The organism is Arthrobacter sp. OAP107 (genome assembly GCF_040546765.1).
Classification (GTDB): domain Bacteria; phylum Actinomycetota; class Actinomycetes; order Actinomycetales; family Micrococcaceae; genus Arthrobacter.
Window position 1 is genome coordinate 450,008 of sequence record NZ_JBEPOK010000001.1, and the last position, 12,753, is coordinate 462,760.

Here is a 12,753-nt window from a genome sequence, read left to right on the forward strand (position 1 = left end):
TCCCTGGCCTCGCGGGGCTTGCGCCGCCAATCAGGCAGCACTGACAGGCCTGCCGCAATCACAGGGTTCAGGATGCCGGCATCCGCATCACGGCGACGGCGGCGCAGCCATTGGGCGAGTTCCCGTTCCGCCTTGTCCTCCGCGTTGCGGGAGGGGTAGCGGCCTGTTGCCTCCACTACGGCGAGCAGCTGGTACATGCGTTTGGTGCCGGGCGCCGCTTGGCTGGTCGCTGCTGCGGCTGCTGCCCGGTGGTCCGTTTTCAGGACTGGATCCGCTGCCTTGACCGCCGTTACGTGGGCCGTGACGGCAGAGACCTTGACCCGCGCCAGTTCGGCGATTTTCTTCCGGGACAGGCCCATCCGGTACATGAGGGTCCACTCCGGATGCGCTTCCCCCGAGCCCTTTGCATCGAGAACCATTGGGCAAGGATAGCCATCGGGACGTTGTGCCGGACCCGGTTTCCCCAACCATTCATCCACCATTCATCTTCACCTCGGCCACTGCGAACGTGGTGGATGAAGAGCATTCGGAACCGGCGGAGGGCCGGATGGGAACCCCTATCCGCCTGCAACCGCACGGCGTTAGGATGCCGTGTGACTTTCACCCACGGATACGCGGCCAACGGCGACCTGCGCATGTACTACGAGGTCCATGGCAGCGCGATCACCGACAAGACGCCCCTGCTCCTCATCCCCGGCGGCGGCTCCACCATCCAGACGAACTTCGCCAGCGTCATCCCGCTCCTGGCAGCAGAACGGCAGGTGATCGCCGTCGACGAGGAAGGCCACGGCCGCACCCTGCCGATCGATCGGCCGGTCACCGCCGAAAACTCCGCCGGCGACGTGCTGGCGGTCCTCGACCAGCTGCAGCTGGACTCGGTGGACGTGCTCGGTTTCAGCGCCGGCGGCCACACCGCTCTCGCCCTGGCCATGCAGCACCCGGACAGGGTACGCCGCCTTGTTGCCGCCTCCACGTTCTTCAGCCGCGACGCCGTGCCTGACGAGTTCTGGGAGGGCATGAAAATGGCCACTCTGGACAACATGCCTGCTGTCTACCAGGACGCCGACCGCAGCCTCAATCCGGAACCCGGGCACCTCGAACGGCTCTTCGAGCTGGACCGGCAGCGCATCGTCGGCTTCCCCGGCTGGTCCGAACAGGATCTCGGCAGGATCACCGCGCCAACCCTGGTGCTTAGTGCCGACCAGGACGTGATGAGTCCCGACCACGCCGTGCGGATGTCCCGGGCCATCCCCGGTGCCCGGCTGCTGATCGTGCCCGGCGGCCACGGCGACTACCTCGGTGAACTCGCCGCCAGCGACGGCGACCTGCAGTCCATGCTCGCGACCCTCCCGTTCCTTCAGCGCTTCCTCGCCTAGGCGAGGGAGGACGACGGCAGAACTTCCCGCCGTCGTCCGTTCCGTATGTGATTCGGCCAGCTGCCTATTTCCGGATACATCAGTCGCGTCCCTGCCACGTGCAGATATCCACCACGTTCCCCTCGGGGTCGATGAGGGACACCCAGGCGGGAGCGTAGCGGTCGCCCAGGATGCGGCCGCCGGCGGCCAGGACCGCGTCGATGCGCGCCTGCGCCTGGTCGTGCGGGACCGAGACGTCCATGTGGATCCGGTTGCGCGGCGGGACGAACTCCTTGTCTTGGAACCATGCGGGCGGGCCGATGAGGTTGGGCTCAATCAGGTCCTCGTCCCCGACGGCGACGTAGCCCAGAGCCGCCCGCCAGAACTCCATGACGGCTGGCCGGTCGGCGGCATCGAACGCGAGCTGGACGTGCTGCACGGCCGACGGGTCCGGTTTGAGGCCCAGCCGCGCGGCTACTCCGGAGATGCTGCGCGCAAGCTCGAGGTCACGGTCGCTCAGCCCCACGCCCGGCGTGATGACCTGGACGGTGACGGTGTCCGGCCTGAGGTCCACCAGCGGGGCGTGGCCGAGGGTTTCGGCGGCCTCTGCGATCGCGTCAACGAACCTGGCGCCGGTGGCGAAGTCGCCTGTTTCGTAGAGTGTTGTCGCGCCCCAGAAGAGCACGCGCCACTCCGCGACGCCGTCGGCGGATGAGAACTCTGCATCGGAAATCGCGGTTGCCATGCCCCCACTATTCGGACTCCCGAGCCGCCGGTCAATGGGCCGGTCCCGGCAACTAGTAGGCTTCTTCCGGTTGGTTTTACGCTGGCGCATCATTCGGAAATCTGTCGGGGGAAAATTTCATGAAGTACCGCTGGGCCACATTCACCGCCGTTTTCGGCGCAATCATGGGCCTGGCCGCAGCGCCGGCCGTAGCGGCGCCTGACGAGGCAATCTACGTCGCAGGCACCCCGGTACGGGTGGCGATTGCCGCCGACGGCACGGCCTTCCTCGGCAACTACGGCCAGGGCGGCGGTATCTTCGTGGTTCCCGCCGGTGCAGCAAGAGCGTCCCGCACCATCAGCACGGGAGGTCACCCGACCACGGGGCTCGCGCTCGGACCGGACGGCACGCTCTACGTTGCCACAGCGGACGACACGAATCAGAACGTCGTCGGCGTTGTCCCGGCAGGAGATACAGGCATTGCCCGGTCCATTCCTGTGTCGGCCGGGCTTCACCCGCTCGCCGCCGGACCCGACGGCACGGTGTATGTCGCCAACCCCGCGGGAAACACCGTCTCCGTCATTGCGCCGAACGGGACGGCCGTGGACCGGACTGTCAAAGTCGGGGCGGGCCCGGCGGAGGTAGCGGTGACCAAGGACGGAACCGCGTTCGTGACCAACCAGACCGCCGGTACAGTCTCCGTGATCCCGGCCGGGGCGGACACCGTCTCCAAGTCCATAGAACTGGTCTCGGACACGGGAACCTCGGAGGAGCCGCACGGCATCACCGCCGGCCCCGACGGAACCGTTTATGTAGCCAACATCCGGTCCAGCGACATCGCCGTCATCAAACCCGGTGCCGACACCGTGTCTGATCGGATCTTCGTTGAGGGCGGACCGCAGGACGTGGCCATCGCACAGGACGGCTCGCTGTATGTGACGAGCCTGCTGACCCAGAAGCTGTCCGTCATCCGTCCGGACGCCACGGACGTGTCGGGCTCCCTCCCCACCGATGGCGGCCCCGGTCACCTCGCGGTGGCCCCGGACGGTTCCGTCATCGTGATCAGCCCCGAAACCGGCGCCGCCGGTGGCTCGGTGGTCCGGTTTAGCGCGGCAGCCCTGGCAGAGGCGTCGCAAGGTTCGACGGCGGCACCGCCGCCTGCGTCCGCAGCGCCGGCTGCAACCCGGGCGGGTGAAGCCGCGGCCCGCCCATCCTCCGGCTCGTGGAACGCTCTCCCCGCAGTTGCCGGCGGGGTAGTGGCCGCCGTCGTCGGCGTCGTTGTTTGGATTCTGGTGAACGCCCGACGCCGGAGGGCCGGGCTGGCCGCCGGCGCCAGCCAGGCGGGGTAGCGGGCTGTAACATCGTTCACATCCGTGGTTGAAAGGGGAGCAGTGCGCGCAACGGTCAAGGACGTCGCGCGCCGTGCCGGGGTTTCACCTAAGACCGTCTCGAACGTGATGAACCGTGTGGTGCAGGTCAGCGAAGCCACCCGGCTCAAGGTGGAACAGGCCATCCTCGAACTCGACTATGTGCCCAACCTCTCCGCCCGCGGCCTGCGCAACGGCAGGTCGGGCGTCATTGCCCTGGCGCTGCCGGACCTGGCCACGCCCTACTCAGCCGAGATCGCGCACCACGTGGTGGAAGTGGCCCACGAACAGGGCTGGAGCGTCCAGATCGAGGAAACCGGGTCCGATCCCCGCCGCGAATACGAACTGATGTCCCGGGCGCGGTCCAACCTCGTCGATGGGCTGATCCTCAACCCCGTGGTGCTGGACGAGTCTGCCGTCAAAGTGGGCGTCTCCCTGCCGCCGGTGGTCATGCTGGGGGAGGTGTCCCAACAGCTGGCGGACCGGGTGTGGGTGGACAGCGTTGCCGCCGCCCGTGACATGACCCTCGCGCTGGGCCGGACGGGCCGCCGCCGGATCGCCGTGCTGGGAACCGCCGAAGGACGGCACTCGGCAGCGGCAGTCCTGCGCACCCGCGGCTACCAGGCCGCGCTGGAGGAACTCGGCATTGACCGCGATGACTCGCTGCTGATCCCCTGCGAAAAATGGACGCCCCAGACGGCGGCGGAGGCGCTCGACTCCCACCTGGACGCGCACCCGCTCCCCGACGCGCTGTTCTGCTTCACCGACTCCATGGCCATCGGCGCGCTCAGCGTGCTGTGGAAGCGCGGAATCAGGGTCCCCAACGACATCGCCGTGGCCGGCTTCGACGACATCGCCGACGGGCAATATGCCGTGCCGTCGCTCACCACCGTTTCCTTCGACAAGCGCCGGGTGGCAACCGAGGCGCTGCGGCTCCTCACCGAGCGGATGGCCGACCGGGCCGGCGGGCAGCGGGTGGTCACGGTGGACTACAGGATCGTCGAGCGGGACAGCACCGCCTCGTAGGGAAAACTGCAGCTAAGCGAGACTGCGGCATCAGATTGTTGGCGCTAACAATTTTCCCTTGTACTAGCTTTTACAACGATGTAATGTGAGGCCTGCGTCACACGCCAGCCTTCACCGGACCCGGGAGGAAGCAAATGGGAGAGGCTGGCGCGGTGCCATCAGGATTACTTTCAGCGGACCCATCCAAAGGAGTGACGGGTGAAGCAGTTTGATTTATTCGCCGGGAAGCAGTTCCCCGGAAAACAGGTAGCCGGCAGGCAGGTGTCCCGCAGGCAACTGCTCGCGGGGACGGCAGCCTTGGGCGGCGTGTTTGCCGCGGCCGGCCTCACGGGCTGCGGGGGAACCGCCTCGGCGGCAGCCGTGCGGGACATTGCATTCTGGCATCTGCTGTCCGGCGGCGACGGCATCAAAATGCAGGCCATGATCAGCACGGCGAACCAGGCCAACCCCGGCTTCACAGTCCATCCGACCGTCCTGGCCTGGGGCCCGCCGTACTACACGAAGCTCGCCATGGCATCGGCAGGCGGCCGGCCGCCGGAGCTGGCCATCATGCACGCCAGCAGGGTCCCCGGCTACGCGCCGGGCGGACTCATCGACCCGTGGGACATGTCCCTGCTGGCTGAGCACGGCGTGACGGCCGAGAGCTTCGCGCCGAGGATCTGGGAGAAGAGCCAGCACGACGGCAAAGTGTTCTCCATCGCGCTGGATTCCCACCCCTTCGTCATGTTCTACAACACGGACATCGCCGGCAAGGCAGGCGTACTGGGCGCCAGCGGCCAGCTGCAGGAAGTGAGCTCCCCGCAGGACTTCCTCGCCATGGCCCGTGAGATGCAGAAGGTGACGCAGGCGCACGGACTGTCCTTCGGCTACCTCGGCAGCGGGTCGCAGATGTGGCGCTTGTTCTACACGCTCTACAAGCAGCACGGGGCTGACATGGAACTGACCCCGGGCCAGCCGATGAAGGCCGACCGGGATGCCGCCGTCGAATCCCTGGAATTCATGGCCTCGCTGTTCGACGACACCGTCGCCGCAAAGAGCGGGGACATCGGCACAGGCATCGCTGAATTCGCCCGCGGCGGCTCGGGCATGCTGTTCAGCGGCGTCTGGGAACTGCCCACCTTCAAGAAGGCGGAGCTGCCCGTCGACGCCGCCACCATCCCCACGCTCTACGGCACCCCGGCGTCCTACGCCGACTCGCATTCCTTCGTCCTGCCGCGGCAGCTGAACGTCGACGACAAGAAGCGGCGCGACGTATACAAGTTCGTCAGCGACATCCTCAAGGGGTCGCTGTCCTGGGCCGAGGCCGGCCACATTCCGGCCTACCAGCCCATCGTGAAGTCGCAGGCGTACCGGGACCTCACGCCGCAGATCCATTACGCCAACGCCGCGGACATCATCGCCTACGACCCCGAGGCCTGGTTCAGCGGCTCGGGTTCGGACTGGCAGACCTACTTTGCGGAAAACGTGGAGAACGTACTCCTCGGCCGCGACAAGGCAGCCGACGGCTGGGACGCCTTTGTCCGGCGCACCAACACCCTTCTTTCCCGGCCCAACCCGGTCTGAGCATCCGAGAGCATTGAGCGACGAAGGAGTCCCCATTGAGTTCCTTAGCAACATCCCAAGGCGCGGAGCGGACGGCGCGGTCCCTGTCCGGCCAGCCCCGTCGAAACCAGCCCCGCAGAAACGCTGCCCCACCCAACCCGGCCCAGCCCAGTCCCCGGCGGACCCGGGACAACCGCAACGGCTGGGGCTTTGCCGCCCCGTTCCTGGCATTCTTCCTGGTGTTCCTCGTCTGGCCGCTCGTGTACGGCCTGTACATGAGCCTCACCGGCAAGTCCCTGACCGGCGCCAATGACAGCCTGATCGGCCTGGCCAACTACGGCGAAGCCCTGGCCGACGCCGACATGTGGCATTCACTCGGCAACACCCTCTACTTCACAGTGATCAGCACGGTCCCCCTGGTGCTCGTGGCACTCGTCATGGCCGCACTGGTCAACGTCGGACTGCCGGCCCAGTGGCTATGGCGGCTCTCCTACTTCGCCCCCTACCTGCTCGCCTCCACCGTCGTGTCCCTGTTCTTCTCCTGGATGTACAACCCGCAACTGGGCCTCATCAATGATTCCCTGGCGAAGATCGGACTGCCCAAGGTGGCCTGGCTGAACGACCCGAACGTGGCCATGTGGGCCATCGTCATCGCTACCCTCTGGTGGACGGTGGGCTTCAACTTCCTGCTCTACCTGGCCGCCATGCAGAACATCCCCGCCCAGCACTACGAGGCTGCATCGCTGGACGGCGCAGGATCCTGGCGGCAGTTCTTCTCCATCACCTTGCCGCAGCTCACCCCCACCACCGTGATGATCGTGCTCCTGCAGATCCTGGCCTCGCTGAAGATCTTCGATCAGGTGTACCAGATGACCGCCGGCGGCCCCGCGGGTTCCACCCGGCCGGTGGTGCAGTACATCTTCGAAACCGGGTTCACCGGCTACCGGCTGGGCTACTCCGCAGCCATCTCCTACATCTTCTTCGGGCTGATAGTGGCCGTCTCGGCCATGCAGTTCTTCATCACTCGCCGCAGGAGTGCATAACCATGGCAACCCAGACCCTCACCCGACCCGCACCGCCTGCCACCAGATTCCGCCAGCCCCGTAAGAAATTGACGGCCGGCAGGGCCGTCGTCCTGGCCGTTGCCGCCGTCCTGGCCGTCCTCTGGCTCATCCCCTTCGCCTGGGCAACCGTCACCGCTTTTAAGAGCGAAACAGACGCCGCAGCGCCGAAAGTAAGCTGGATCCCGCCGTCGGGCTTTACCGCCGACGCGTTCATCAAGGTGTTCCAGGACGGCAACATCCCGCTGTGGACCTGGAACTCCCTCTACACGTCCGCCGCCATCACCGTGATCACGTTGGCCATCTCCGCGCTGGTGGCCTACGCCCTGTCCCGCATCGACTTCCGCGGCAAGAGGGTGCTGATGACGGTGATCATCGCCTCCATCATCATCCCGCCGCCGGTGCTGATCATCCCGCTGTTCTACCAAATGGTGGCGCTGCACATGATCGACACGTCGTGGGCCGTCATCCTGCCGCAGGTCATCCACCCCGCCATGGTGTTCGTGCTCAAGAAGTTCTTCGACCAGATCCCGCGCGAACTTGAGGAGGCTGCGGTGATGGACGGCGCCAGCCGGATGCGGATCTTCACCCAGATCATCCTGCCGCTTTCACGACCCATTCTGGCGGCCGTCGCGATCTTCGTGTTCATCAGCGCCTGGAACAACTTCCTCTGGCCCTTCATCGCCACCAACGACGGCTCCATCCTGACCCTGCCCGTGGGCCTGCAGACCATCAAGAGCGCCTACGGCATCCAGTACGCACAGAACATGGCCTCAGGGCTGCTCGCGGCGCTGCCGCTCATCCTCGTCTTCCTGTTCTTCCAGCGCCAGATCATCAAGGGCGTGGCGACGACGGGACTCGCCGGCACCTGACCGGCACCTTTGCTTCAACAACAGTTCTGAACACAACCAAGGAGATACCCCACATGTCCCGCGCAAGGATCACCCTCGACCGCGACTTCACCATCGGGGAAGTACCCCGCCGCCTCTTCGGCTCCTTCGTTGAGCACATGGGCCGCTGCGTCTACACCGGCATCTACGAGCCCGGCCACCCGGAGGCCGACGAGAACGGCTTCCGGCAGGACGTGCTCAAGCTCGTCAAGGAGCTTGGCGCCACCGTCATCCGGTACCCCGGCGGCAACTTCGTCTCCGGCTACAACTGGGAGGACGGCATCGGCCCGCGGGAGAACCGCCCCCGCCGGCTCGACGGCGCCTGGCACACCCTGGAGACCAACGCCTTCGGCCTGCACGAGTTCGTGGACTGGTCCCGGCAGGCCGGCACCGAAATCATGGAGGCCATCAACCTGGGCACCAGGGGCGTGGACGCGGCCCGCGAAATCGTGGAATACGCCAACCACCCCGGCGGCACCTACCTGTCCGACCTGCGCGCCAAAAACGGGCACAAGGACCCGTTCGACATCAAGCTCTGGTGCCTCGGCAACGAGATGGACGGCCCGTGGCAGATCGGCCACAAGACCGCCGAAGAGTACGGCCGGCTGGCCCAGGAGGCCGCGAAGGCAATGCGGTTCGTGGACCCGGACATCGAACTGGTGGCCTGCGGCAGCTCCAACTCCGGAATGCCCACGTTCGGCGCCTGGGAGCAGACGGTCCTGACCCACGCCTACGAGGAAGTGGACTACGTCTCGCTGCACGCCTACTACCAGGAGCACGACGGCGACGTCGGCAGCTTCCTCGCCAGCGCCGTCGACACCGACTACTTCATCGAATCGGTGATCGCCACCGCCGACGCGGTCCGCGCCAAGGGCAAGCACAAGAAGCACATCAACCTGTCCTTCGACGAGTGGAACGTTTGGTACCAGCGCGGCCTCAACACCGAGGACCAGCCGCACAACGTCACCAAGGCCGGCTGGCGCGAGCACCCCCGGGTCATCGAGGACAAGTACAACGTGACGGACGCCGTCGTCGTCGGTACCCTGCTCAACTCGCTGCTCCGGCACGGTGACCGGGTCAAAATCGCCAACCAGGCGCAGCTGGTCAACGTGATCGCGCCGATCTTCAGCGAGGAAAACGGACCGGCCTGGCGGCAGACCATCTTCCACCCGTTTGCCCGGATGGCGGAGCTGGCGAAGGGCCAGATCCTGCGCCTGTCCGTCGACTCGGACAAGTACGGCAACGCCCGGTTCGGCGACACCGACCTGGTGGACGTCAGCGCCACATGGAACGAGGAAACCGGCCGGGTGGCGCTGTTCTTCGCGAACCGCGGCCTGGAGGAGGCGGCCGACGTCGAGGTGGCCCTGCGCGGCTTCGACGCCCGCCAGGTGCTCCGCGCCGAGGTCCTGGAAATCCCGGAGGACGGGAGCCGCTTCACCATCAACAGCCAGGGCAACCCGGACCGCGTTGGCCTGAAGCCGCTGGACGGGGCGAAGGCCAGCGGCTCGGAGCTCCGGCTGAGCCTGCCCGCCCTGTCCTGGGCCGTCGTCGAGCTGGACGCGGTCAAGAACTAGAGGCGAGACGACGACGGCGGGAATGTCCCGCCGTCGTGCGTCCCTTGCGGCTTTGCGTGCCTACGCCGGATAGACAGCGACGGCCGTGGCCTTGATGACGAAGTAAACGGTCATCCCCGGGGTGAGTCCGAGGTCGGCCGAGGCCGCCGGGGTGATGTCCGCGGACAAGCCGCCGGCGTGGACGCGGATCTGGTCGCCGTGGGGTTCCAGGTCCGTGATGGTGACGGTGAACGAGTTTCGCGGGCTGCCGTGCTCAGCGTTCAGGAAGACCGAGACCGCCGTCGGGGAGAAGACGGCGACGCCGTCCTGGCCGGGGACGGCACCGTCCTCGGGATGCGCGGTGATCTCCAGCCCGCTGTCGGATGTAAGCCCGCGGTCCGTGATGGTGCCGGTGAGGAGGTTCATGCCCGCCAGCCCTGCGGCGAACCTGCTGCGCGGTTTTTCCAGGACGACGCGGGTGGGCCCTTCCTCGGTGATCCGGCCGCCTTCGAGGACGATGGCCCGGTCGGCGAGCATGAGCGCGTCCAGGACATCGTGCGTGATGATGATGGCGCGGCGGTTGGCGAGCACCCGCTTGAGGAGCCGGCGCAGCATGGGGGCGGCATGGATGTCGAGGGCCGCCATGGGTTCATCGAGGAGCAGCAGTTCGGGGTCTGTGGCCAGAGCACGCGCGATCGCGACGCGCTGCGCCTGTCCGCCCGAGAGCTGGCCCGGCCGCCGGTCTGCGAACTCTGCTGCTTCCACCTCGGCCAGCCAGTGCCGCGCCGTCTGCACCGCACTGGCCCGGTTCGCGCCGGCCGCACGTGGGCCGAAGGCGACGTTCTCCAGCACGGTCATGTGCGGAAACAGCAGCGGCTCCTGAGCGAGCAGCGCTGTTCCGCGGGTGTGCGGCGGCAGGAAGCGGTGCGTCCCGCCGTCGAGCTTGAACAGCGTCTTCTGTCCGAGTACGGCGTGCCCGCTGTCCGGGCGCAGGAGCCCGGCGATGATCCCCAGCAGCGTCGACTTGCCGGCGCCGTTGGGTCCCAGCACGGCCACGGTTTCCGTGGCTCCGAGGGTCAGGGAGACGTCGAAGTTGCGCGCGCGCAGCGCGGCATTGAGTTCGAGGGTCATTCTGGTCCTGCCTCTGCCGCCAGCGACCGGGGGCGCCGGAAGGAAAGCCCGACGACGGCGACGGCCACCGCCACCAGCACCAGGGACAGCGCGACGGCGGCATCGGCGTCGGTTTCGCGCTGGAGGTAGATCTCCAGCGGCAGGGTGCGGGTAACGCCCTGCAGGCTGCCGGCGAAGGTCAGGGTGGCACCGAACTCGCCCAGGCAGCGCGCGAAGGACAGTACGGCGCCGGAGGCCAGGCCGGGCAGGACCAGCGGGATGCTGACGCGGCGCAGCACCGTGGTGGGGCGTGCGCCGAGGGTGGCGGCGACCGCCTCGTACCTGGTGCCGGCGGTGCGCAGGGCACCCTCGAGGCTGACCACCAGGAACGGGAGCGCCACGAACGTCTGGGCGAGGACGACGGCGGTGGTGGAGAAGGCGATCTGTACTCCCGCCAGCTCCAGGCTCCGCCCGAGCAGGCCCTGCCGGCCGAACGTGTAGAGCAGGGCGATGCCGCCGACGACCGGCGGCAGGACGAGGGGGAGGAGCACGAACGCCCGCAGCAGGCGCTGACCGGGAAAGCTGGCGCGGGCCAGGACGAGCGCAAGCGGCACGCCGAACACGATGCACAGCACCGTGCTGGCGGCCGACGTCCGCAGGCTCAGGCCCAGAGCGGTGAGTGAGGATTCCGAGGTGATGAGCGGGATGAACTGCCCCCAGTTGACCTTGGCAACCATGGCGGCCAGCGGCAGCAGGACAAACAGGCCTCCTGCTGCCGCAAGGGCGAAGACCCACGGCGGGACACCTGTGTAGCCGGTGTCCCGCCGGTTTGTCTTGCTGGCTGTCCAGGCCTTGCTACGGGGTGCCGAAACCGGCGTCACTGAGGACCTTCCTGCCTTCGCTGCTTGTGACCATGGCGATGAAGGCCTTGGCCAGCTCCTTGTTCTTGCTGCTGCCCACGGTGACGATCGGGTAGGTGTTCACGGCCTGGTCCGACTCGCCGAATGGGATGCCCTTGACGTTGCCGCCGGCGGTCCTGACGTCAGTGACATAGACCAGGCCGGCGTCGGCTTCCCCGGAGGTGACCTTGCCGAGGACATCGGTGACGGAGGATTCCTCGCTGACGGGCTTCAGCGTGGTTCCGTTGGCCTTTTCCACCTTCTCGGTGGCGGAGCCGCACGGCACCTGCGGTGCGCAAACCACCACCTTGACGCCCGGCTTCGCCAGGTCCGCGAAGGAAGTGATCGACGCCGGGTTGGCCGGCGGAACCGCGATCTCCAGGACGTTGGTGGCAAAGTTGCTTGCCGTTCCGTCGATGAGCTTGGCGTCCGAGAGCTTGGCCATGTTCATCGTGTCGGCGGAGGCGAAAACGTCGGCCGGGGCGCCCTGGGTGATCTGCGTGACCAGGTCCGAGGACCCGGCGAAGTTCAGCGTGACCTTGGTGCCGGGGTTCCCGGCCTCGAACTCAGAGGCGATCTTGGTGAAGGTGGCCTTCAGTGACGCGGCGGCGTAAACGCTCACGGTGCCGGAGGTTGCCTGGGTGCCGCCCGTGCTGGCGCCCTCGGAACCGGCTTGGGCCGCGCCGGTGGCGGTACTGGAGGCAGCGCAGCCGGACAGCCCCGCGGCAAGGACGCCGGCGGCCAGCAGGGCGCTGATGCCCACGCGGGTGATGCTCATAGGATGCTCTTTCCTTGCGGTGTTTCGATGATGACCGTGGTGGCTTTGACCACGGCAGTGGCCACGGAGCCGAGTTCCAGGCCGAGCTCCCTGACCGCTTCGCTGCTCATCAGGGAGACGACGCGGAACGGGCCGCACTGCAGCTCCACCTGGGCCATGACCTTGTCCGCGGTGATGCCGGTGACCAGGCCAACGAAGCGGTTGCGCGCAGAGCTGCCCACGCGGGTGGGGTCCTCGGGCAGCTGCGCCTGGGCGCGGGCGAGGTGGGCGAGCTCGATCCCCTCGACGGCCAGCCGGCCGGAGGAGTCCTTGACCGGCGTGAGCGTCCCGTTCTCGGTCCAGCGGCGGATGGTGTCGTCGCTGACGCCCAGGAAACGCGCTGCTTCGGAGATGCGGATTGTCGGCATGACACCATAATCCACTATTTGCGGTTATTCTTTCGCGACAA

At 67.2% G+C, this 12,753-nt stretch carries 12 protein-coding genes; 7 read left to right on the forward strand and 5 right to left on the reverse strand.

Features of this window, described 5'->3' with window-relative positions:
- The first annotated feature begins 593 nt into the window (after positions 1–593).
- A complete protein-coding gene (locus ABIE00_RS02025) occupies positions 594–1,376 on the forward strand; it encodes an alpha/beta fold hydrolase (RefSeq protein WP_354256085.1) in 783 nt (260 codons plus the stop codon).
- Positions 1,377–1,455: 79 nt separating this feature from the next.
- On the opposite strand, the gene ABIE00_RS02030 is transcribed toward ABIE00_RS02025, so the two are convergent.
- On the reverse strand, positions 1,456–2,100 hold the full coding sequence (locus ABIE00_RS02030; protein WP_354256088.1) for a 4a-hydroxytetrahydrobiopterin dehydratase: 645 nt from the start codon (positions 2,098–2,100) through the stop codon (positions 1,456–1,458).
- A gap of 119 nt (positions 2,101–2,219) precedes the next feature.
- Here ABIE00_RS02030 and ABIE00_RS02035 point away from each other — a divergent pair, with 119 nt between their 5' ends.
- The 6 genes from ABIE00_RS02035 (at position 2,220) to arfA (ending at position 9,539) form a co-directional block, all read left to right on the forward strand.
- Entirely contained in the window at positions 2,220–3,428 is a 1,209-nt protein-coding gene (locus ABIE00_RS02035) for a hypothetical protein (protein WP_354256091.1), read from the forward strand.
- Positions 3,429–3,470: 42 nt separating this feature from the next.
- On the forward strand, positions 3,471–4,472 hold the full coding sequence (locus tag ABIE00_RS02040; RefSeq protein WP_354256094.1) for a LacI family DNA-binding transcriptional regulator: 1,002 nt from the start codon (positions 3,471–3,473) through the stop codon (positions 4,470–4,472).
- A 198-nt stretch (positions 4,473–4,670) separates the two neighbouring features.
- The gene (locus ABIE00_RS02045) at positions 4,671–6,035 is read left to right on the forward strand and encodes an extracellular solute-binding protein (protein ID WP_354256097.1); all 1,365 of its coding nucleotides are present in this window, start codon (positions 4,671–4,673) and stop codon (positions 6,033–6,035) included.
- Positions 6,036–6,118: 83 nt separating this feature from the next.
- Positions 6,119–7,057 (forward strand): carbohydrate ABC transporter permease, encoded by a 939-nt coding sequence (locus tag ABIE00_RS02050; RefSeq protein ID WP_502914265.1) that lies wholly within the window; start codon positions 6,119–6,121, stop codon positions 7,055–7,057.
- 2 nt (positions 7,058–7,059) lie between these two features.
- Positions 7,060–7,947: a carbohydrate ABC transporter permease gene (locus tag ABIE00_RS02055; RefSeq protein ID WP_354256104.1), complete on the forward strand. Its 888-nt coding sequence runs from the start codon at positions 7,060–7,062 to the stop codon at positions 7,945–7,947.
- Between the two features lie 53 nt (positions 7,948–8,000).
- A complete protein-coding gene (gene arfA / locus ABIE00_RS02060) occupies positions 8,001–9,539 on the forward strand; it encodes an arabinosylfuranosidase ArfA (RefSeq protein ID WP_354256107.1) in 1,539 nt (512 codons plus the stop codon).
- Positions 9,540–9,599: 60 nt separating this feature from the next.
- Here the strand turns inward: arfA and ABIE00_RS02065 are convergent, their stop codons facing one another.
- The 4 genes from ABIE00_RS02065 to ABIE00_RS02080 are packed head-to-tail and all read right to left on the reverse strand — an operon-like array spanning position 9,600 to position 12,712.
- A complete protein-coding gene (locus ABIE00_RS02065; RefSeq protein WP_354256110.1) occupies positions 9,600–10,649 on the reverse strand; it encodes a sulfate/molybdate ABC transporter ATP-binding protein in 1,050 nt (349 codons plus the stop codon).
- Positions 10,646–11,509, reverse strand: a complete 864-nt coding sequence (locus ABIE00_RS02070; RefSeq protein WP_354256113.1) for an ABC transporter permease — start codon at positions 11,507–11,509, stop codon at positions 10,646–10,648. The genes ABIE00_RS02065 and ABIE00_RS02070 overlap by 4 nt, the downstream gene beginning before the upstream one ends.
- Positions 11,484–12,305 (reverse strand): molybdate ABC transporter substrate-binding protein, encoded by an 822-nt coding sequence (modA, locus tag ABIE00_RS02075; RefSeq protein ID WP_354256116.1) that lies wholly within the window; start codon positions 12,303–12,305, stop codon positions 11,484–11,486. The genes ABIE00_RS02070 and modA overlap by 26 nt, the downstream gene beginning before the upstream one ends.
- Positions 12,302–12,712, reverse strand: a complete 411-nt coding sequence (locus tag ABIE00_RS02080; protein WP_354256119.1) for a TOBE domain-containing protein — start codon at positions 12,710–12,712, stop codon at positions 12,302–12,304. Before ABIE00_RS02080 ends, modA begins: the two co-directional genes overlap by 4 nt.
- Positions 12,713–12,753 lie beyond the last annotated feature (41 nt).